This is a genomic window from Edwardsiella ictaluri ATCC 33202, assembly GCF_000264785.1.
In the GTDB taxonomy this organism is placed as follows: domain Bacteria; phylum Pseudomonadota; class Gammaproteobacteria; order Enterobacterales; family Enterobacteriaceae; genus Edwardsiella; species Edwardsiella ictaluri.
This window is the reverse complement of sequence record NZ_AFJI01000023.1, coordinates 14,497-36,346: the sequence shown is the minus strand read 5'-3', so window position 1 is coordinate 36,346 and position 21,850 is coordinate 14,497. Positions and strand designations below refer to the sequence as shown.

Genomic DNA, 21,850 nt, shown 5'->3' with positions numbered 1-21,850 from the left:
CAGTTCCACGTGAAACGGTAATAAACCGTGATTATATCCCAGCTATAACACGGTGCATTCAGACTACGCCCTATGGCTCCTCCCCAACTCAGCCGACGGCGGGAGGATGTTTTTACCCTGCGAGATCGTCAGGATGGCCATCATGCTTAATACTTTAATTCTGACGCTTTGAGAGAGATGCCTATGTCGTATATCCCGTTCGATCAGCAGGCTTTCCATGCAGCGCTGACCCGTCACTGGCAAGGATTGGGAATGGAGAGCGCAGCGCAAATGACGCCACATCAGTGGTGGCAGGCGGTCAGTCTCGCCTGCTCGGCACAGTTGGCAGCTGAAACCCACCCGGCCAGCACCTCTGACGATGGTCAACGCCGCGTAAACTATCTGTCGATGGAGTTTCTCATCGGTCGCCTGACCGGCAATAACCTGCTCAATCTGGACTGGTATCCCGCTGTCACCCAGGCCCTTGAACGTTATGGCATCGCATTAAGTGATCTGCTGGAGCAAGAGGTCGATCCGGCGCTGGGCAACGGCGGCCTAGGCCGCCTGGCGGCCTGCTTCCTCGACGCCATGGCCTGCGTTAAACAGCCGGCCATCGGCTATGGCCTATGCTACCAGTATGGGCTGTTCCGCCAGTCCTTTCAGGCGTGCCAGCAGCGGGAGGCCCCGGATGCATGGGGGCGGGACGATTACCCCTGGATGCACCACAACCGGGCGCGGGATGTCCACGTCAGCCTGGGCGGCAAACTGCTGCGTGAAAATGGAGCGCTACGCTGGCAGCCAGCGCTAACCCTGCGCGGCGTCGCGCGCGATCTGCCGGTGGTCGGCTACCGTAACGGAATCAGCCAGCCACTGCGTCTGTGGGTCGCCTGCCACGATCACCCCTTCGACCTGGACAGCTTTGATCGCGGGCAGTTTTTGCACGCCGAGCGTCAGGGCGTAGAGGCTGCCAAGCTGACCAAGATACTCTATCCCAACGATAATCACCCGGCGGGAAAGCGGCTGCGCCTGATGCAGCAATACTTCCACTGCGCCTGCTCGCTGGCCGATATCCTGCGCCGACACCATCTGGCCGGACGCCGTATCGACGATCTGGCGCAGTATGAGGTGATCCAGCTCAACGATACGCACCCGACCATCGCCATCCCCGAGCTGATGCGCATTCTGCTCGATGAGCACGGTATGGACTGGGAGCAGGCCTGGGCCATTACCAGCCAGACCTTTGCCTACACCAACCATACGCTGATGCCAGAGGCGTTGGAGTGCTGGAGCGAAAGCCTGATCCGCAGCCTGCTCCCGCGCCACCATGACATCATCCGCCGGATCAACGCCCACTTCCGCGAGCTGGTCGAGCAGCGCTGGCCGGGCGATAAGGCGCTGTGGCAGCGCGTCGCCATCATACACGACCGACGGGTGCGCATGGCCAACCTGTGCGTCGTCGCCGGCTTTGCCGTCAACGGCGTGGCGCAGCTGCATTCGGCACTGGTCAAAAGCGATCTGTTCCCCGAATACCATCAGCTATGGCCACAAAAATTCCATAACGTAACCAACGGGATCACCCCACGTCGCTGGCTCAAGCAGTGTAATCCGGCCCTTTCTGCGCTGATCGACAGTACGCTACAGCGCGAATGGGCCAACGATCTGGATGCCCTCCGCGCGCTGGAGCCCTATGCCGCCCAGGCCGGGTTCCGCGCGGCGTACCGTCAGATCAAGCAGCAGAATAAAGCGGCGCTGGCCCACTACATCCGGCAGACTCAGGGGCTGACACTGAATACCGACGCCATCTTCGACGTACAGATCAAGCGGCTGCATGAGTACAAGCGTCAGCACCTCAACCTGCTGCATATCCTCTCCCTGTACCATGAGCTGCGCGCTAACCCCAATGCCGATCGGGCTCCGCGCGTCTTCCTGTTCGGGGCCAAGGCAGCGCCGGGCTACTACCTGGCCAAAAACATCATCTATGCCATCAACCGGGTGGCAGAGGTCATCAACAGCGACCCGCGGGTCAAAGATCGTCTGCAGGTCGCCTTTCTGCCCGACTATCGCGTCTCCCTGGCCGAACTGATGATCCCGGCGGCCGACGTATCAGAGCAGATCTCCACCGCGGGGAAAGAGGCCTCCGGCACCGGCAACATGAAGCTGGCCCTGAACGGCGCGCTGACCGTGGGTACACTGGACGGCGCCAACGTAGAGATCGCCGAGCAGGTGGGAGAAGAGAATATTTTCATCTTCGGCCTGACGGTCGAAGAGGTGAAGGCGACCCTGGCCACCGGATACGACCCGCTCCGCCTCTATCGGAAAGACAAACACCTGAAGGCCATCATTGATGAGCTGGGTTCCGGCCACTACAGCCAGGGCGATCGCCACGCTTTTGACATGATGCTGCACAGCTTGCTGCAGGGCGGCGACCCCTATCTGGTGCTGGCTGACTTCGCCGATTACTGCCAGACACAGGCCCGGGTGGATATCCTCTACCGCGATAGCGAAGCGTGGACCGGGAAGACCATCCTCAACACGGCACGGGTGGGCATGTTCAGTGCCGATCGGGCCATCCGCGACTATCAACAGCGCATCTGGCAGCGCCAGCGTTAAGGAGTCGCCATGCAACGCACTACGCCGCACACCGCCCTGGAGCAGCAGGCGGCCCAGGCGGGGATCGCCGACAGCTACATCAACGCGCACGGCCGCGTTCAGGCCATCAGCGCACAGACCAAACGGCGCCTGCTCGACGCCATGCCGCCGCGTACCCCCTCCGATGCGCCGCTGCCTGCTGTCCTGGTGGCCGGACAGCGGAGTACGCCGATCATCGACCTGCGTCAGGGGGGCCACTACCACTGGTCCCTCACGCTGGAAAACGGAACTCAGCCTGCCTATCAGGGCCGGCTGAGTCGGCGTAAACATCTGGTGCTGCCGCACAACCTGCCGCTGGGCTACCACAGCCTGCAACTCAGCGATGGGCAGCGGCAGTGGCAATGCCGGATCATTATTGCACCGGCGCGCTGCCATGAGCCGGACGCCCTGTTGACCGGACGAAAGCTCTGGGGCGCCTGCGTACAGCTGTATACCCTGCGCTCCGCGCATAACTGGGGGATCGGCGACTTCGGCGATCTGGCCCAGCTGATCGGACAGATCGCCCTGCGCGGCGGCGCTTTTGTCGGCCTGAATCCAATCCATGCCCTGTATCCCGCCAACCCGCACAGCATCAGTCCCTACAGCCCATCATCACGCCGCTGGCTGAACATCATCTACATTGATATCAACCAGGTCGACGAGTTCCAACGCAGCACCGCCGCCCAGCGATGGTGGCAGAAACCCTCAACCCGTCAGCGTCTGGACGCCGCACGCGCCAGCACTTGGGTCGATTATCCTGCCGTATACGCCCTGAAACTGGAGGGGCTGCGCCTGGCCTTCCACACGTTCAACGCACAGGGCGCCGATGCCCGGGCCGGCGCCTTCCGTCACTTTGTCTGCCAAGGGGGAGATAGCCTGCGCCACCAGGCCGCATTTGACGCCCTGCACAGCCACCTGTACAGCGAAGATAAGCAGATGTGGGGGTGGCCGGTCTGGCCGCCGTCCCTGCGCCGCGCCGATAGCCCCGAGGTTGCCCGCTTCTGTCAGCAATATCCGCAGGAGGTGACGTTTTTTCTGTGGCTACAGTGGCTGGCCGATAGCCAGCTGGCCGACTGTTATCAGCAGGCCTGTTGCCAGGCGATGCCGATCGGACTGTACCGCGATCTGGCGGTTGGCGTCGCCGAGGGCGGCGCGGAGACCTGGAGTGAGCCTGAGCTTTACTGCCTGCGCGCCTCGGTCGGAGCCCCGCCCGACATTCTCGGCCCGCTGGGGCAAAACTGGGGACTGCCGCCGATGGACCCCCATACGCTGCGCGACCTCGCCTATCAACCATTCGTTGACATGCTGCGCGCCAATATGCGCCACTGCGGTGCCCTGCGCATCGATCATGTGATGTCGCTGCTGCGACTATGGTGGATACCGCAAGGTCAGAGGGCGTCAGAGGGATCCTATGTCGGCTATCCCCTTGACGATCTGCTGACCATTCTGGCGCTGGAAAGCCAGCGTAGCCGTTGCATGGTCATCGGCGAAGATCTCGGCACCGTACCGGTCGAAATCATCGCCAAGCTGCGCGAATACGGGGTGTACTCCTACAAGGTGCTCTACTTTGAACACGATAGCGAAAACACCTTTCGAGCGCCGCAGACCTATAACGTACAGGCCATGGCGACGGTGACCACTCACGACCTGCCGACGCTGAACGGCTATTGGCAGGCCGACGATCTACGGCTTGGCGAGCGGCTGGGACTCTACCCCGATGCCGAAGTCCTGGCAGGGCTGTACCGCAACCGTGCTGCCGCCAAGCAAGGGTTGCTCGACGGACTGCACCACTACGACTGCCTGCCGCAGCGCAGCGGACGGCACGCGGACCGTATGGCGATGACGCCCGTCCTGAACCGCGGGATCCAACGCTACGTGGCCGACAGCGCCAGCGCCCTGCTCGGGCTGCAGCCGGAGGATTGGCTGAACATGGCTGCGCCGGTCAACGTTCCCGGTACCTGTGATGAATACCCGAACTGGCGCCGCAAGCTGAGCATGACGCTTGAGGATATGTTTAATAATACGCAAATCAATGAACTGATAAGCGACTTGGACAAGCGGCGGAAAAAAGTCTCGGCGGGCTAGAGGCTAAAACAATAAATCACGGCTGATAAAAAACAGCCGTGATTTATTTGCAACTTCCGTTTTTTATGCTAGGAGAAAGTATTCTCCCTTATAAATCAACCTGTCCCAAATTAATACCAATATATATCCACTTTCAAAATTAACGCTAATTTATCAGACATTATCCATATAAGTAATATCTTTCCCTAGTCGTTTATTCCGACATCCTGCGCAATAGCACAATCTCTCGTTGAATTTAAAAAAGAGTGCGTTTACATTATCAATCGCCGTGTGATTGTCATGAACCGTTAACGTATTATTTTGGTATTAAATAAGCATTCGGTTTATTTCTTTTATATCAATGATGTCCGTTATTATTACACCGCAGTACACTAATACTGGATCGCCAAACTGTTGTTGCGGATGACAGGCGCCATCCGCGCTTTCCCTTGCCTGACTGCGGACGGGGCGGCATATGGAATTGTCAAAAAGGAAGTGACTATGACTCATAGCGTTACAGATATTGCTCTTATCGGCCAATTAACCCAACGGACGGTGGCGCTGGTATTAGCCGGCGGGCGGGGAACCCGCCTTAATGGCCTGACCGACGGCAGGGCTAAACCTGCAGTCTATTTTGGCAGCCGTTTTCGCATCATCGACTTTACCCTTTCCAACTGTATTAACTCCGGCCTGCGCCGCGTAGGTGTGATCACTCAGTACAAAGCGCACTCGCTGCTGCGTCATATTCAGCATGGTTGGTCATTCCTGCACGCCGAACGCAACGAATTTATCGATCTGCTGCCAGCCCGCCAGCAGCTGGAGGAAGGATACTGGTATCGCGGCACTGCCGATGCGGTATACCAGAATAAAGAGATCATGCAGCGCCATTACCGACCAGAATATGTGGTGATCCTGGCTGGTGACCATATTTATAAAATGAACTATGCCCAAATGCTGCTGGATCACGTGAAGTCCGGCGCACGCTGCACTGTCGGCTGTATCGAGGTTCCCCGCGAACAGGCCCACGCCTTTGGCGTGATGGCAGTCGATGAGCAGTTCCGCATCACCCGCTTTGAGGAAAAGCCGTCGCATCCCCCGGCCATGCCGGGCAACCCGCAGCGCTCGCTGGCATCTATGGGGATCTATATTTTCAACGCCGACTATCTCTATCAGGCACTGGAAGAGGCGCAGACCGATCCGGAAACCAGTTTTGACTTTGGTCAGGATATTATTCCAGCTGCAGTACGCGAAGGCGTCGCCTACGCGCACCCCTTTGGCCGTTCCTGCATGGGGTTTACCGCCGACGGCGAAGCCTATTGGCGCGATGTCGGTACTCTGGACGCCTACTGGGAGGCCAACATCGATCTGATCAGCACCCCGCCGCGTCTGAACCCGTTCGATCCTAACTGGCCCATCATCAGCAAGCATGCCCAGCTGGCGCCGGCACGCTTCAAGCAGTCGGCCCGCCACGCAGGTAACGTCATCGAAAATGCCCTGATCGGCGGAGGCTGCGTCATCGACAGCGCTCAAATTCATGACGCGATCCTCTCCGCCCGTGTCGAGGTTGCCCCAGAGGCACGAATTGACGCCTGCGTTCTGATGCCGGAGGTCTACGTCGGGCGTGGCTGCCGCCTGAAGCGCTGCGTCATCGATCGCGGCTGTCGTCTGCCGGATGGCCTGACCATCGGTGAAGACCCCCAGCAAGACGCCCGTTATTTTCACCGCAGCCCTAACGGGATCGTCTTAGTGACTCAGGAGGCATTGGCCAACCTGCCTGCGGTGCGACAGGACACACCTATTATGGCCGTCCCGGCCTGACGGCAAAAAGTATGCCGGGCGTTATTTTCCGCCCAAAGCTGACTATGCTTAACCATGGTCGCGGCGGCAAAAGCCCGTCATCGCGTATTAAGGAAACCATCTGTGCGCTGCAGGGTACCGACACACCCTGTCAGCGCCCAGACTGAATGGCCGGCATGAGGATGCACCCCTTCCCCTGCCGTCAATTAAAGGAAGAATGCCATGTCTGTACTTCCCAGCACTCACAAGATCCAACAACTGCTCGCCGGCCAGTGCGCCGATCCCTTCGCTTTGCTGGGGATGCATACGACAGCCAAAGGGCTGGCCGTGCGGGCGCTGATGCCCGAGGCAGAATCGGTACAGGTGGTCGACCGTAAAAACGGGCGCACGCTGGTCACGCTGGAGCGCATCCATGAGGGCGGTTTCTTCTGCGGTCTGGTACCGCGGCGTAAGAATCCCTTCCCTTATCTGCTGCGCGTCACCTGGGATAATCATCAGCAGCTGCTGGAAGATCCCTACCGTTTCGGGCCATTGTTAGGTGAAATCGATAACTGGCTGCTCAAAGAGGGGACCCATCTGCGTCCCTATGAACGATTGGGCGCCCACCTGACCCAACTGGCCGATATCCGCGGCGTCAGTTTCGCCGTCTGGGCACCCAACGCCCAGCGCGTCTCCGTAGTCGGCAACTTTAATGCCTGGGACGGACGCCGCCACCCGATGCGCCTGCGCCGGGAAAGCGGTATCTGGGAGCTGTTCATCCCCGGCATAGAGGCCGGGGAGCTGTACAAGTTTGAGCTGATCGACGCCCGCGGCGAGCGGGTACTGAAAGCTGACCCCTATGCCTTTGAGGCCCAGATGCGGCCGGATACCGCCTCGCTGGTCGCTCCGCTGCCGGAGAAAAGCGCCATCAGCGCCCAACGCAGTGCCGCCAATGGCTTCAGTGCTCCGATCTCCATCTATGAGGTACACCTCGGCTCCTGGCGTCGCCACAGCGACAATGGCTACTGGCTGAGCTACCGGGAGATGGCCGAGCAGCTCATCCCCTACGTCAAAGAGATGGGGTTTACCCATATTGAGCTGCTGCCGATCAATGAACATCCCTTCGACGGCTCCTGGGGCTATCAGCCGCTGGGGTTATACGCCCCGACCCGGCGCTACGGTACTCCGCAGGAGTTCCGCGAATTTATCGATGCCGCCCACGCCGCCGGGATCAATGTCCTGCTCGACTGGGTTCCCGGCCACTTTCCCAGCGACGAGTGGGGGCTGGCTAACTTCGACGGTACGGCGCTGTATGAATACGCCGATCCGCGCGAAGGCTTCCATCAAGACTGGAATACCCTGATCTACAACTATGGCCGCTATGAAGTACGTAACTTCCTGGCGGGCAACGCCCTATTCTGGCAGGAGCGCTATGGCATCGACGGCCTGCGCGTCGACGCCGTGGCCTCGATGGTCTACCGCGACTACAGCCGCGCCGCGGGCGAATGGGTTCCCAACTGCCACGGCGGAAACCAGAATTTGGAGGCCATCGAGTTCCTGCGCTATACCAACAGAACTCTGGGAGAGCAACACCCCGGCAGCGTCTGTATGGCTGAAGAGTCCACTGACTTTTCCGGCGTCACCCTGCCACCGGACGATGGCGGCCTGGGCTTCCACTTCAAGTGGAATATGGGCTGGATGCACGACACCCTCAACTACATGAAGCACGATCCGGTCTATCGTAAATATCACCACAATCTGATGACCTTCGGCCTGCTGTATGCCTGGAGCGAAAATTTTGTGTTGGCCCTCTCTCACGACGAAGTCGTGCACGGCAAGGGCTCGCTGTTGGATAAAATGCCCGGTGATGCCTGGCAGAAATTCGCCAACCTGCGCGCCTACTACGGCTTTATGTGGGCACATCCCGGCAAAAAACTGCTGTTTATGGGCGGGGAGTTTGCCCAGGGGCGCGAATGGAACAACGAGTCCAGCCTGGACTGGCACCTGCTGGAGGGCGAAGACAACTGGCACCACGGCGTACAGCGGCTGGTACGGGATCTGAACCTCTGTTATCGCAGCTGCGGTGCCCTGCACCGTTGGGATTGCGACGCGCGCGGCTTTCGCTGGCGGGTGGTCGATGACGATCAGAACTCAGTCTTCGCCTTTGTCCGCCGCGATGATATGGGCAACGAGGTGCTGGTGGTCAGTAACTTTACGCCGGTCCCCCGTCACCATTACCGTATCGGCGTCGATCTGCCGGGGCGCTACCGCGAAATTCTCAATACTGACTCCAGCCACTACCACGGCAGCAACAGCGGCAATCAGGGCGGCGTGCTCAGCGAGGCGGTGGGCAGCCACGGCTGTGAGTACTCCATCCAACTGACCCTGCCGCCGCTGTCAACGCTCTATCTGTGTCTGGACAATGGGGACGGAGACGATGCTCAGGCCGGGTAAACCCTATCCGCTGGGCGCGCATCTGACGCCACAGGGGGTCAATTTCGCCATCTACTCGGCGCACGCGCAGCGCATAGAGCTGTGCCTGTCCGATAGGGACGGCCATCAACAGTCCTATGAGCTGCCAGCGCGCAGCGGCGATATTTGGCATGGCCTACTGCCCGGCGGACACGCCGGGCTGAAGTATGCCTACCGCGTATATGGCCCCTGGCAGCCGGGAAAAGGGCTGCGTTTTAACCCGGCTAAGATGGTACTGGACCCCTATGCGCGGGCGCTGAGCCACACGCTGTCGGCGGACGACCGCCTGTGCGGCGGCCTGAACGATCCGGACTGGCATGACAACCGTGACCTGCTGCCACGCTGCATCGTCAGCGACGAACAGTATGCCTGGCAGGAGGATGTGCCGCCCGATACGCCCTGGGGTAGCACGGTTATCTATGAGGCCCACGTCCGCGGCCTGACCCGGCAGCACCCCGGTATCCCACCGGATCTGCGCGGCAGCTACGCAGCACTGGCCCACCCTGTCATGCTGGAGCATTACGCCCGTCTGGGGATCACCGCCCTGGAGCTGCTTCCCATCCAGCTACATGCGGATGAGCCCCGTTTACAGCGACTGGGGCTAAGCAACTACTGGGGGTACAACGTACTGGCCCCTTTCGCCATTGAACCGCGATACCACTCCGGGCGCCCCGGTACCACGCCACTGAGCGAATTCTGCGCTGCCGTCAATGCCCTGCACCGTGCGGGGATCGAGGTGATACTCGACGTGGTGTTTAACCACACCGCGGAGCTGGACGAACACGGGCCGCTGGTCTCGCTGCGCGGCATCGACAACCGCAGCTACTACTGGTGCAACGGGCAGGGTGCATTGGAAAACTGGAGCGGCTGCGGCAATACCCTGCGACTGACCAAGACCCACAGCGTGCAGTGGGTCATGGATTGCCTGCGCTACTGGGTGGAGACCTGCCACGTTGATGGGTTCCGCTTCGATCTGGGGACGGTACTGGGGCGGACGCCGGACTTTGTCCGCCACTCCCCCCTGTTTATCGCCATCGCCCAGGATCCGGTGCTGGCGCGGGTTAAATTTATTGCAGAGCCCTGGGATATCGGTCCGAACGGCTACCAACTGGGTCATTTCCCCCAATACTTCGCCGAGTGGAACGATCGCTTCCGCGATGACATGCGCCGTTTCTGGCTGCAGAGCGATCTGCCCAACGGTCTCTTTGCCACCCGTTTCGCCGCCTCCAGCGACCTGTTTCGTCATCACGGCCGCACGCCCTCCTCCAGTATTAACCATATTACCTGCCACGACGGATTTACCCTGCGCGACCTGCTCAGCTACAGCCAGCGTCATAACCGGGCCAACGGGGAGAACAACCGCGACGGTAATACCCACAATTACAGCCACAATCATGGCGTAGAAGGTATTGACGCCGAGGATGAGATCCACGCGCGGCGCCAGGCCAGCGCCCGGTCGCTGCTCACCACGCTGCTGCTGGCGCAGGGGACGCCAATGCTGCTGGCCGGGGATGAGATCGGCCATAGCCAGCAGGGCAACAATAACGCCTACTGCCAGGATAACCCTATCACCTGGCTCGACTGGAGCCAGGCCGACGAGGGGCTGCTGCAGTTTACCGCTCAGCTGATCCACCTGCGCCGCCGTATCGCTGCACTGACCGACAATCGCTGGTGGAACGAGAACGATGGCAGCGTACGCTGGCTGAATGCCGATGCCCAACCCATGACGGAGGCTCAGTGGCAGGCGGTACCCCCCGTAGCGCTGCAGATCCAGATGGCGGAGCAGTGGCTATTAGTGATCAACGGCGGGCCACAGGCGCAGGCGATCGTCCTGCCGCCGGGCGACTGGCATATTCCGCCGCCGTTTGCCGTATTACGGGAAGACATGCAGGGCGGATACCAGCATCTTGCGGCACGCAGCTGCTGTCTCTTTATGCGCATTTAGCGCGCTGACGCTGCGCCCCTGACGGTGTGAGCGGCCTTTTATAAGGAGTCGGAAATGGTGAAATCAGACAATCAAAATAAACTGATGTTGGCCCGCCAGCTGCCGCAGCAGTCCGTTGCGCTGATCCTGGCCGGTGGCCGTGGCTCGCGCCTGAAAGATCTCACCAAAACCCGCGCCAAACCGGCGGTCCACTTTGGCGGGAAGTTCCGCATCATCGACTTTGCACTCTCTAACTGTATCAACTCCGGTATTCGGCGTATCGGAGTGATCACCCAATACCACTCCCACACACTGGTACAGCATATTCAGCGCGGCTGGTCGATCCTCAATGAATCCATGAACGAGTTTGTCGATCTGCTGCCGGCCCAGCAGCGCGATGCCTCGGAAACCTGGTATCGCGGTACCGCCGACGCCGTCTACCAAAACCTGGACATCATCCGCCGTTATCAGGCGGACTACGTGGTGATCCTGGCCGGTGATCATATTTACAAGATGGACTACTCGCGCATGCTGCTCGACCACGTGGAAAACGGCGCAGGCTGCACCGTCGCCTGTATCCCGGTGCCACGTGCCGAGGCCAACGCCTTTGGGGTGATGGAGGTCAGCGACGATCACCGCATCCTTAATTTTTTAGAAAAACCGGCCCAACCGCCAGGCATGCCGGGTGATCCCGAAATGTCCCTGGCCAGCATGGGGATCTATGTGTTCAACGCCAACTACCTGTTCCAGCTGCTGGAGGAGGATATCCATACCCCTGGCTCCTGCCACGACTTCGGCCAGGATCTGATCCCCAAGGCCACCGCACAGGGCCGAGCCTGGGCGCACCCGTTTACGCTCTCCTGCGTCACCAGCGGGAACGCCGATACCCCGCCCTACTGGCGCGATGTCGGTACTCTGGACGCCTACTGGCGGGCCAACCTCGATCTGGCGTCGGTCACCCCGGAGCTGGATATGTACGATAACCATTGGCCGATCCGTACCCATATGGAATCCCTGCCGCCAGCCAAGTTTGTTCAGGACCGCTCGGGTAGCCACGGCATGACCATGAACTCGCTGGTCTCCGGTGGCTGCATCATCTCCGGCTCGGTCGTGGTGCACTCCGTGCTGTTCCCGCGCGTTCGCATCAACTCCTTCTGCACCATCGACTCCTCCGTGCTGCTGCCGGATGTCTATATCGGACGCTCCTGTCGGCTGCGGCGCTGCATCGTCGATCGCGCCTGCCATCTGCCGGAGGGCATGGTCATCGGTGAAAACGCCGAAGAGGACAGCCGCCGTTTTTACCGTTCAGAAAGCGGCATCGTATTGGTAACGCGTGAAATGCTTGCGCGTCTGTAATCACCCCTGCGGTCTGACCGGCCGCGGGCACAGGAGCAATAATGTACGTCTTACACGTGTGTTCTGAACTTTTCCCGCTGCTGAAAACCGGCGGTCTGGCCGATGTGGTCGGCGCAATGCCCTCCGCCCAGATAGCCCAGGGTGCCAACGTACGCGTACTGGTGCCGGGGTTCCCGGCCATCTGTGCCGGGCTCCCGGACAGCGATGAAGTGGCCACCCTGGACACCTTCGCCGGACGGGTAACCCTGCGCTACGGCGTCTACCGCGGCGTCGGAGTCTACCTGATCGACGCGCCCCATCTGTATCAGCGCCCCGGTAGCCCCTACCACGATCAGTGGCAGAACGCCTATGGAGATAACCACCTGCGCTTTGCGCTGCTCGGCTGGATCGCTGCCGAGTTGGCCTGTAACTGCGATCCCTTCTGGCGTCCGCAGGTGGTGCACGCCCACGACTGGCATGCCGGTCTGGCGTGTGCCTACCTGGCGGCGCGCGGCAACCCTGCCCGCTCGGTCTTCACCGTTCACAATCTGGCCTATCAGGGGCTGTTCAACGCCCGCCATCTGGATGAGTTGGCCCTGCCCCATCACTTCTTCCAAATTTACGGACTGGAGTTTCACGGCCAAATCTCCTTCATGAAGGCCGGCCTGTACTATGCCGACCACGTCACCACCGTCAGCCCAACCTATGCGCAGGAGATAACGCACCCCGAGTTTGCCTATGGCATGGAAGGGCTGTTGCAGTGGCGCGCCCGGGAGGGCACCCTGAGCGGGATACTCAACGGCGTGGACGATACCATTTGGAACCCGGCCAGCGACGCACTGATCGCCCGCACCTACCGACGGGAGACGCTGCGCGATAAGGCCGAGAACAAACTGCACCTGCAGACGGCCATGGGGCTGGAGGTTAACGCTGACAAACCGCTGTTCGCCGTGGTCAGCCGCCTCACCGATCAGAAAGGGCTTGATCTGCTACTGGCGGCGCTGCCTACGCTACTGGAGGGCGGCGCTCAGCTGGCACTGCTCGGCGCCGGCGATGCCCAGCTGCAGGAGGCGTTTCTGGCTGTCGCCGCGGAGCACCCCGGCCAGGTTGGTGTCCAGATCGGCTACCACGAGGCCTTCTCGCACCGCATCATGGCCGGTGCCGACGTGATCGTGGTACCAAGCCGCTTTGAGCCCTGTGGGCTGACCCAGCTGTACGGCCTTAAATACGGCTCTCTGCCGCTGGTGCGTCACACCGGCGGCCTGGCCGACACGGTCAACGACTGCGCGCTGGAAAATCTGGCCGACGGCAGCGCCACCGGCTTTGTCTTTCATGACGCCAACGCCGCTGACCTCGCCCGCGCTATCCGTCGGGCGCTGGTATTGTGGGGCCGTCCAACCCTGTGGCGCTACGTGCAACGGCAGGCAATGGCGCAGTCATTCGGCTGGGATCTGGCCGCCGAACACTATCTGGCGCTGTACCGCCGACTACTGTAGGCAGTGCCTACGCGGCCATACGATGCAGGCCGGCGCAGGTCGGCCCTCTGGCGGAACAACCCCTGGCAGCACATGGATATGCGCAGGGGCCAACGCCGTACTACCATAACCGGGCATGGCCCGGCACCGAGGATCGGGAGCTGTCATGATTAACTCACCCTTTAACTATACGTCCCCCGTGATCAGCGTTGAGGCGCTCAAACACTCTATTGCCTATAAGCTGATGTTTACCGTCGGCAAGGATCCCTCCGTCGCCAACCAGCACGACTGGCTGAATGCGACCCTGTTCGCCGTTCGCGACCGTATCGTTGAATGCTGGCTGCGCTCGGTTCGCGCCCAATACTCGCAGGATCTGCGCCAGGTCTACTACCTTTCGATGGAGTTCCTGCTGGGACGCACCCTCTCCAACGCCCTGATGGCTATCGGCGTGTATGACGAAACCAAAAAAGCACTCGATGAAATGGGCATCGATCTGGATGAGCTGCTGAACGAGGAGCTGGACCCGGGGCTTGGCAACGGCGGTCTGGGGCGACTGGCGGCCTGCTTCCTGGATTCGATGGCGACCCAGGGGCTGCCGGCCAACGGCTATGGCATCCGCTATGAATATGGCATGTTCAAACAGAATATCGTCAACGGGCGGCAGGCCGAATCACCGGACAACTGGCTGGAGTATGGTAACGCCTGGGAGTTCGTCCGCCACAATACCCGCTACCGGGTTCGCTTTGGCGGCCGCATCCAGCAGGAGGGCAACCGCAGCCGCTGGCTGGAGACCGAAGAGGTTCTGGCGCTGGCCTACGATCAGATAATCCCCGGCTTTGATATCTGCACGACCAATACCCTGCGTCTGTGGTCGGCGCGTGCCAGCAGCGAGATTAACCTGGGTAAATTCAACCAGGGCGATTACTTTGCCGCCGTTGAGGATAAAAACCATTCGGAAAACGTATCGCGTGTACTCTACCCGGACGACTCGACCTACTGCGGGCGCGAGCTGCGTCTGCGCCAGGAGTACTTTCTGGTCTCGGCGACAGTGCAGGACATCATCAGCCGTCATCTGCTCACCCACCATCGGCTGGATAACCTGGCAGACAAGGTGGCCATCCACCTGAATGACACCCATCCGGTGCTCTCCATTCCGGAGCTGATGCGCCTGCTGATCGACGAGCATCACTACGACTGGGAGCAGTCCTGGCAGGCCGTCATGCAGATCTTCTCCTATACCAACCACACCCTGATGAGCGAGGCGCTGGAAACCTGGCCGGTGGATATGCTGGGACGTATTCTGCCGCGCCATCTGCAGATCATTTTTGAGATCAACGACCACTTTCTCAAGGAGGTGCAGAGCGCCTACCCCGACGACGATGCCCTGCTGCGCCGGGTGTCGATCATCGATGAGAGCAACGGCCGTCAGGTGCGTATGGCCTGGCTGGCGGTGGTTGCCAGCCACAAGGTCAACGGCGTCTCCAAGCTGCACTCAGAGCTGATGGTGACCTCACTGTTCGCCGACTTCGCCCGCCTGTTCCCTGGGCGCTTCTGTAACAAAACCAACGGGATAACCCCCCGTCGCTGGCTGGCGCTGGCCAATCAGTCCCTGTCAAAGGTGCTGGACGGCGCTATCGGGCAGCGCTGGCGCACCGATCTGAGCATGCTCAGCGAGCTGCTACCGCACGCCGACTACCCCACCTTTATCCGCGAAATTCAACTGGCCAAGCAACACAATAAACGCCAGCTGGCGATGTACGTCGCACAACACCTGAATACGGTGATTAATCCCAAGGCGCTGTTTGACGTCCAGGTCAAACGCATTCACGAATATAAGCGCCAGCTGCTCAACGTGCTGCACATCATTACGCTGTATAACCGTATCCTGCAGGAGCCGGACGCGGAGCGGGTGCCACGGGTGAAAATCTTCGCCGGTAAGGCGGCCTCCGCCTACTACAATGCCAAGCTGATCATCCGCCTGATCAACGACGTCGCCAGGGTGATCAACGCCGACGAGCGGCTGGGCGGTCAGCTGAAGGTCGTTTTCATCCCCAACTACAGCGTCAGCCTGGCGCAGCTGATCATTCCAGCGGCCGATCTGTCAGAGCAGATCTCGACCGCCGGCACCGAGGCCTCCGGCACCAGCAATATGAAGTTCGCCCTTAACGGCGCGCTGACTATCGGTACCCTGGACGGCGCCAACGTTGAGATCCGCGAGCAGGTCGGCGCCGCAAATATATTTATCTTCGGCAATACTACCGGGGAGGTGGAGGCGCTGCGGCGTAACGGCTATAACCCACGCGACTACTACGAGCGCGATCCGGAGTTGAACCAGGTGCTGAACCAGATAGCCTCCGGGCTGTTTTGCCCAGAGGAGCCGCGGCGCTACGCCAGTCTGTTTGATGCGCTGATTAACTTTGGCGATCACTATCAGCTGCTGGCGGACTACCGCAGCTATGTCGATATGCAGGATCAGGTGGATGAGGTGTACGCCCACCCCGACGAGTGGGCGCGTAAGGCGCTGCAGAATATCGCCAACATGGGGTATTTCTCGTCAGACCGCACCATTCGTGAGTATGCCGACGAGATCTGGCAGATCAAACCGGTCAAGCTCTGAGTGGCCCAGCGAGCCAAGGCCTCCCGCAGGGGGCCTTGGCTATTTTCAGGAAGACGACGATGTCTCCGCCGCCGGGCGCCGGGCCGCCAGCCACTCGGCCACCCGCTGACGCTGAGCGTCATCCAGCCACATCCCCAGCTTGGTGCGGCGCCACAGGGCATCCTCTGCCGTCGCGACCCACTCGTGCGCCGCCAGATAGTCGAGCTCCGCCGCATACAGCCCATGGCCGAAGTGTTCGCCTAAACCGGCCAGTGACGCCGCAGAGCCGATTAACCGCTCACTGCGCGCGCCGTAGGTATGAGCATAGCGGCGCGCCAGCGCCTGAGGCAGCCAGTCGTGGCGCTGACGCAGCGCGACGGCATAGCTGTCCCGATCGCAACCCATCTCCCCGCCGGGCAGCACCGCCCCCCTGGTCCAGGCATCGCCGCAGTGCGGATAGTAGGGACGCAGCTTCTCCAGCGCATGCTCCGCCAGCTTACGATAGGTGGTCAGCTTACCGCCGAAGACCGACAGCAGCGGCGCCACACCGTCCCTATCGTGAATATCCAGCGTATAGTCACGGGTGATCGCCTGCGGCGAATCCGACTCGTCGTCGCACAGCGGGCGCACCCCAGCGTAGGTCCAGACGATATCTTGCCGATTCAGCTGGCGCACAAAGTGGCGATTGTAGACCTGAAGCAGATAGTCTATTTCGCCCTCGTCAATCTGCACCGCGCGCGGATCGCCGTGATACTCCACATCGGTGGTGCCGATGATGGAGAACGTATCCAGCCACGGGATCACGAAGACGATGCGCTGATCCTCATTTTGCAAAATATACGCCTGCGGTTGGTCATGCACCCGCGGAACCACGATATGGCTCCCCTTGATCAGCCGGATACCGTAGGGGGACTTGAGCTGCAGTCCGTCATCAAACAACTGCTTGACCCACGGGCCGGTGGCATTGACCAGACTACGGGCGCGCCAGGTCAGCGTCTCCCCGCTGTCGATGTCGCACGCCTCCACCACCCATATGCCCTCCTCACGCCAGGCGCGGGTCACCTCGGTGCGCGTGCGCACCTCACCGCCGCGCTCCACCACCGCCATTGCGTTGAGCACCACCAAGCGGGCATCGTCCACCCAGCAGTCGGAGTACTCAAAGCCACGCGTCAGGCTGGGCTTCAGCACTGAGCTGGCGCCGAAGCGCAGGGCGCAGCTGCCCGGCAGGCTGGTGCGTTTACCGAGATGATCATACAGAAACAGGCCCGCGCGGATCATCCAGGCCGGGCGTAAATACGGCTGATGCGGCAGGCGAAAGCGCAGCGGAAAGGCGATGTGCGGCGCCATCTTCAGCAGCACCTCACGCTCCGCCAAAGCCTCGCTCACCAATCGAAACTCATAGTGTTCGAGATAGCGCAGGCCCCCATGGATCAGCTTCGAGCTGGCCGACGAAGTGGCGCAGGCGAGGTCGCGCGCCTCCAACATCAGAACCGATAGCCCGCGACCGGCAGCATCGGCTGCGATACCCGCACCGTTAATACCGCCACCGATGACGATTACGTCTTTGATGTCCACGACTCCTCCCGCTCTCTGCCACACGCCACAATGTTCGATTTCGAGCATTATGATATGCGATAAGCAACAAATACACCATCAGTTGACCAAATAAAAACACATCAATGCAACGCAGATAACACAAAGTTGATATTGTCATTACATATGGTGTGGATAATAGCAAACCGATTCCCGCATCGGGCCGCCCAACAGGCGCAAAGGCAGATGAGTGCAAAAGGGGTGGCGCAGGGGTCGGTCAATGGGGCGCCGATAGCGTCCCATTGCGGGCGGAGGGGGAATGGGATCAGCGTCGACGCCATACGTCGTGACGGGAGATCTCCTAGCAGATCTCCAGCTGAACACTGTGCTGTTCGATCACTTTTTGCAGTCCCTGCGGCGGCGGCTGATCGGTAAACAGATAGTCCACCAGCTCCATGCTCCCCAGATTCACCATCGCGTTACGGCCAAATTTGGAGTGATCCGTTACCAGCATCACGCAGCGGGAATTCTCAATGATCGCCCGCTTGGTGCGCACCTCGTGATAATCAAACTCCAACAGAGATCCGTCCATATCGATACCGCTGATGCCAAGGATACCGTAGTCCAGGCGGAACTGAGAGATAAAGTCGAGCGTCGCCTCGCCGACGATGCCGCCATCGCGGGTGCGGACTTCACCACCGGCCAAGATCAGGCGAAAATCCTCTTTCACCATCAGCAAGCTGGCCACGTTGAGGTTATTGGTCACCACCCGCAGGTTATGATGGTTTAGCAGGGCATAGGCAACGGCCTCTGGCGTAGTACCGATGTCGATGAACAGGGTGGCGCCATCGGGGATCATGCTGGCGACCTGCCGGGCAATACGCGCCTTCTCTTCCGACCACATTCCCTTGCGATCGTGATAGGCTGCGTTGACAGAACTCGATGGCATCGCAGCGCCGCCGTGATGGCGGTGGATCTTATTCTGTTCAGCCAGGTCATTCAGATCGCGGCGGATGGTCTGCGGACTCACGTCGAAGTGTTCGACCAGCTCCTCGGTGCTGACATAGCCCCGCTGACGGACCAGATCGATAATCGCTTCATGGCGCTGCGTTTGTTTCACGTAAATTCCCCTGCGTTTACCGGCTCTCCCGGCAGCATTAAAACGGAACAGCGGGCGGGAGCCTCACTGTCGGCGGAAATGGCGCATATCCCAGAACGCCATCAGCAGGCCTATTACCAGGCCACCGGCATGAGCGGCATTGGCAATCGCCAGGCCAAACCAGTTGAAATAGCCGGCCACCAGCCACAGCAGCGAAAACAGCATCAGGCCGCGCGGCATGGCGACGCCAAACTGCGGTGCACGTTCGCCGCACCACCAGACATAGCCCATCAGGGCATACACGACACCGGACAGACCGCCGAAGAAAATCCCGCTGAACAGCGACTGTGCCCAGGCGCTCATCAGCGCGGAAACCAGCGCTATCTGCGCCAGCTTGGCGGCCCCTAGACGCTTCTCAACCTGACCGCCCAAATACCACCACCACATCAGGTTGAAAATGATGTGCAGCGGTGAAAAGTGCAGCAACGCCGGTGTGAAGTAGCGCCACAGCTGATAGTGCTGCGCCGCATCCGCGGGCCAGGCCAGATAGGCCATCACCGCGCCATCGCCCAGCGCCAGCTGCAGCAGATACACCAGGATGCACAGCAGCGTCACCCCGATCGTCAACGGGCCGCTCTGGCGGGCAAAGCTGCGCAGGTAGCCGAAACGGGCATAGCGCAGCCCGCTGTGGGTCGAGCCGCTTTGCCAGCTGGCGGCCTGATAGCGCGGGTGCTGTGGCGCCTGCAAAAAACGCTGCAGCTCCTGCTCGACCTGCGCCAAACGGCTATCATCCGCCAGCCACAGGGCTACGCCCTGCGACCCGCTCTCCGCCTCCAGACGCACACCCTGTGTCGCCATATAGTCAATAAATGCCTGTGCCAAACGCGGGTTGGGCAATGTGATCACACGAACCATGAATACCTGCTTATATCGATAACCGCTGACGGTACGTGCCTCAGTCGCCGCCGCGGGCCACCTCTTCAGGGTAAGCCCGTTGCCAGGCGTCAAAGCCGCCATCAATACTGTAAACCTCATCAAACCCCTGGTGCAGCAGATACTGTGCCGCGCCGCGGCTGCTATTGCCGTGGTAGCACATCACCATCACCGGCTGAACACCGTCATGCTGCCGCATCAGCGCAGGCAGCGTCGCATCCGTCAGATGCAGCGCACCGGGCACGTGTCCGGCGGCATAGCTCTGCGCATCCCGGATATCCAGCAACAGCGCCTGCCCTTGCGCCAGCATCTGCTGCGCCTGCGCGACGGCGATCGTCTCAAACTGCTCCATACTCTACCTCTCCCAAAAAGAGACGCATTGTAACTATTTTGTTAAATGCAGAATACGACAACGGTACATGAACACCCGCCAAAGACGAGTCTGGGCAGGCTCGCTGGCTCCTCCAGAGATTGCGGCTTTTACATTAAAAAGCAAGCACAAAAAGCGCGATCGGCCGGACTGTGGACAAAATCCCCCACCACTATCCCACTTTACGCCACGCGCCCTGCCGCGCCGTTGATTATACTGGCGCAGAGGCACGACCATACCGGCGGTGCCGCCGTGACGGAGACGTTTCCATGAGATACATCGCCCTCACCCTGGGCCTGCTGGGCGGCCCTCTCTTGTCCGCCCATGCCGATAGCACCCTGATGCAGCAGCAGCAACAGATGATCCAGCAGCAGCAGCAGCAGTTTCAGCAACAGCGTAACAGTGCCGCTCAGCAGAGTCTGCGCAACACCCAAACGCAGATCCAGCGCGACGCGCAAGCACAGCAGATTCAGCAGCTGAATCAGCGTATGCAGCGCAACGATCCGCTGTGGCAAAGCCAGCAGGGCGTAACGCCAGCACCGAACTCACCGCGCGCGCAGTAGTCGCCGCCACTGGGCACCGTCCTCCTCAGCGTTTGGCGAAGTCAGGGCCGATAAGGTCGATGCGATCGGTACAGATGCTGTCGACGCCCCAGTTGAGCAGCTCGCGCGCCCGCTGCGGCTGATTCACCGTATACACCAGGATATGCAGCCCGGCGTGGCGGATCGCCGCCACGCGTTCGGCGTTCAGGGCATGGTGATCGATATGCAGCGCGACGCAGCCCAGCGCATGGGTCAGCGCCTGCCACTCGTCGTCCCACGCCTCCAGCAACAGCCCACGCGGCAGCTGCGGCGCAACGCGCTGAGCCTCGGACAGCGCCGGTTGCGAGAAAGAGGACAGCAGCGGCAGCACCGCGGTATCCTGCCACAGAGCAGCGGCGGCCAGCGCCACCGCCCGCCCGGTTTCAATATCGCAGCCGTGGGTAGGCTTGATCTCGATATTGGCCATCATGCCATGCTGCCGGCAGCGCTCGGCGACCTGGCTCAGCAACGGCAGCGGCTCACCGGCAAAGCGACGGCCGAATCCCCCCCCTGCATCCAGGCACACCAGCCGCTCCCAGGGCTGCTCCCCCGCCACGCCCCAGCCATTGGTGGTTCGTTCCAGCGTATCGTCATGCAGTAAAAAGATCTGCCCGTCGGCACTCAGCTTCGTATCGAACTCAATCATGGTATGGCCATGGCTGGCCCCCACATCGATTGCTGCCAGGGTATTCTCCGGCGCCAGTTTGCCGCCGCCGCGGTGGGCGACGATGGCCGGATAAGGCCAGTGACTCATGATGGTGATTCCTCTGCGGGCAGCACGATACGCCGCCCGTCGCCAGGTTCAAAGAAATGCAGGTTATCCTGCGGCAGCACCAGCTGCAATACGCTGCCGATGGCCGGCACCACCTGATAGGGTAAACGCACGGTGACGCCCTGAGCACCCCAGCGCCCGTGCGCCCGTGCGCCCGTGCGCCCGTGCGCCAGGTTGTCGGCACCCAGCAGCTCCAGTGTGTCAATGGTCAGCGCATTCCCCGTCTCGCCCTGTGCCGCGCTGACGCGCCGCAGGTGTTCAGGACGGATCCCGAGCGTCAGCGATCGGCCGGCCAGCGCTGGCAGCGGCCGCT

Annotated in this window: 14 protein-coding genes and 1 pseudogene; 9 read left to right on the top strand and 6 right to left on the bottom strand. The window is 60.8% G+C overall.

Annotation, left to right across the window (positions count from 1 at the left end; genetic code table 11):
- Window positions 1–183: 183 nt before the first annotated feature.
- The 8 genes from malP (at window position 184) to glgP (ending at window position 16,270) form a co-directional block, all read left to right on the top strand.
- A complete protein-coding gene (gene malP, locus EIEH_RS02590; protein WP_015872837.1) occupies window positions 184–2,589 on the top strand; it encodes a maltodextrin phosphorylase in 2,406 nt (801 codons plus the stop codon).
- A gap of 9 nt (window positions 2,590–2,598) precedes the next feature.
- The gene (malQ, locus tag EIEH_RS02585; protein WP_015872838.1) at window positions 2,599–4,692 is read left to right on the top strand and encodes a 4-alpha-glucanotransferase; all 2,094 of its coding nucleotides are present in this window, start codon (window positions 2,599–2,601) and stop codon (window positions 4,690–4,692) included.
- Window positions 4,693–5,172: 480 nt separating this feature from the next.
- Window positions 5,173–6,489: a glucose-1-phosphate adenylyltransferase gene (gene glgC, locus EIEH_RS02580; protein WP_015872839.1), complete on the top strand. Its 1,317-nt coding sequence runs from the start codon at window positions 5,173–5,175 to the stop codon at window positions 6,487–6,489.
- 201 nt (window positions 6,490–6,690) lie between these two features.
- Window positions 6,691–8,901, top strand: a complete 2,211-nt coding sequence (gene glgB, locus EIEH_RS02575) for a 1,4-alpha-glucan branching protein GlgB (protein ID WP_015872840.1) — start codon at window positions 6,691–6,693, stop codon at window positions 8,899–8,901.
- Window positions 8,885–10,864: a glycogen debranching protein GlgX gene (glgX, locus tag EIEH_RS02570; RefSeq protein ID WP_015872841.1), complete on the top strand. Its 1,980-nt coding sequence runs from the start codon at window positions 8,885–8,887 to the stop codon at window positions 10,862–10,864. Before glgB ends, glgX begins: the two co-directional genes overlap by 17 nt.
- A gap of 54 nt (window positions 10,865–10,918) precedes the next feature.
- The gene (glgC, locus tag EIEH_RS02565; RefSeq protein ID WP_015872842.1) at window positions 10,919–12,199 is read left to right on the top strand and encodes a glucose-1-phosphate adenylyltransferase; all 1,281 of its coding nucleotides are present in this window, start codon (window positions 10,919–10,921) and stop codon (window positions 12,197–12,199) included.
- Window positions 12,200–12,240: 41 nt separating this feature from the next.
- Window positions 12,241–13,674, top strand: coding sequence for a glycogen synthase GlgA (gene glgA, locus EIEH_RS02560; protein ID WP_015872843.1), 1,434 nt, complete (start codon window positions 12,241–12,243; stop codon window positions 13,672–13,674).
- Between the two features lie 148 nt (window positions 13,675–13,822).
- Window positions 13,823–16,270 carry a glycogen phosphorylase gene (glgP, locus tag EIEH_RS02555; protein ID WP_035608603.1) on the top strand — a complete coding sequence of 816 codons (2,448 nt, stop codon included), beginning with the start codon at window positions 13,823–13,825 and terminating at the stop codon, window positions 16,268–16,270.
- A 45-nt stretch (window positions 16,271–16,315) separates the two neighbouring features.
- On the opposite strand, the gene glpD is transcribed toward glgP, so the two are convergent.
- The 4 genes from glpD to glpE form a co-directional block, all read right to left on the bottom strand.
- Window positions 16,316–17,824, bottom strand: coding sequence for a glycerol-3-phosphate dehydrogenase (glpD, locus tag EIEH_RS02550; RefSeq protein WP_015872845.1), 1,509 nt, complete (start codon window positions 17,822–17,824; stop codon window positions 16,316–16,318).
- A gap of 319 nt (window positions 17,825–18,143) precedes the next feature.
- On the bottom strand, window positions 18,144–18,902 hold the full coding sequence (locus EIEH_RS02545; protein ID WP_015872846.1) for a DeoR/GlpR family transcriptional regulator: 759 nt from the start codon (window positions 18,900–18,902) through the stop codon (window positions 18,144–18,146).
- Window positions 18,903–18,965: 63 nt separating this feature from the next.
- On the bottom strand, window positions 18,966–19,796 hold the full coding sequence (glpG, locus tag EIEH_RS02540; protein ID WP_015872847.1) for a rhomboid family intramembrane serine protease GlpG: 831 nt from the start codon (window positions 19,794–19,796) through the stop codon (window positions 18,966–18,968).
- A 40-nt stretch (window positions 19,797–19,836) separates the two neighbouring features.
- The gene (glpE, locus tag EIEH_RS02535; protein WP_015872848.1) at window positions 19,837–20,166 is read right to left on the bottom strand and encodes a thiosulfate sulfurtransferase GlpE; all 330 of its coding nucleotides are present in this window, start codon (window positions 20,164–20,166) and stop codon (window positions 19,837–19,839) included.
- A 287-nt stretch (window positions 20,167–20,453) separates the two neighbouring features.
- Between glpE and EIEH_RS17195 the strand changes: the two genes are divergently transcribed.
- A complete protein-coding gene (locus EIEH_RS17195; protein ID WP_015872849.1) occupies window positions 20,454–20,747 on the top strand; it encodes a hypothetical protein in 294 nt (97 codons plus the stop codon).
- A 25-nt stretch (window positions 20,748–20,772) separates the two neighbouring features.
- Here the strand turns inward: EIEH_RS17195 and ugpQ are convergent, their stop codons facing one another.
- Both ugpQ and EIEH_RS02520 read right to left on the bottom strand, forming a co-directional pair.
- On the bottom strand, window positions 20,773–21,519 hold the full coding sequence (gene ugpQ, locus EIEH_RS02525; protein ID WP_015872850.1) for a glycerophosphodiester phosphodiesterase: 747 nt from the start codon (window positions 21,517–21,519) through the stop codon (window positions 20,773–20,775).
- Window positions 21,516–21,830: pseudogene (locus tag EIEH_RS02520) on the bottom strand (TOBE domain-containing protein); the annotation flags it as partial. The pseudogene EIEH_RS02520 and the gene ugpQ, both read right to left, overlap by 4 nt.
- Window positions 21,831–21,850 lie beyond the last annotated feature (20 nt).

What these genes read in the sequence shown, in the direction of transcription:
- malP (WP_015872837.1), top strand. Translation starts at nt 184, where the DNA reads ATGTCGTATATCCCGTTCGATCAGCAGGCTTTCCATGCAGCGCTGACC.
- malQ (WP_015872838.1), top strand. Translation starts at nt 2,599, where the DNA reads ATGCAACGCACTACGCCGCACACCGCCCTGGAGCAGCAGGCGGCCCAG.
- glgC (WP_015872839.1), top strand. Translation starts at nt 5,173, where the DNA reads ATGACTCATAGCGTTACAGATATTGCTCTTATCGGCCAATTAACCCAA.
- glgB (WP_015872840.1), top strand. Translation starts at nt 6,691, where the DNA reads ATGTCTGTACTTCCCAGCACTCACAAGATCCAACAACTGCTCGCCGGC.
- glgX (WP_015872841.1), top strand. Translation starts at nt 8,885, where the DNA reads ATGCTCAGGCCGGGTAAACCCTATCCGCTGGGCGCGCATCTGACGCCA.
- glgC (WP_015872842.1), top strand. Translation starts at nt 10,919, where the DNA reads ATGGTGAAATCAGACAATCAAAATAAACTGATGTTGGCCCGCCAGCTG.
- glgA (WP_015872843.1), top strand. Translation starts at nt 12,241, where the DNA reads ATGTACGTCTTACACGTGTGTTCTGAACTTTTCCCGCTGCTGAAAACC.
- glpG (WP_015872847.1), bottom strand. Translation starts at nt 19,796, where the DNA reads ATGGTTCGTGTGATCACATTGCCCAACCCGCGTTTGGCACAGGCATTT.
- glpE (WP_015872848.1), bottom strand. Translation starts at nt 20,166, where the DNA reads ATGGAGCAGTTTGAGACGATCGCCGTCGCGCAGGCGCAGCAGATGCTG.
- EIEH_RS17195 (WP_015872849.1), top strand. Translation starts at nt 20,454, where the DNA reads ATGAGATACATCGCCCTCACCCTGGGCCTGCTGGGCGGCCCTCTCTTG.
- ugpQ (WP_015872850.1), bottom strand. Translation starts at nt 21,519, where the DNA reads ATGAGTCACTGGCCTTATCCGGCCATCGTCGCCCACCGCGGCGGCGGC.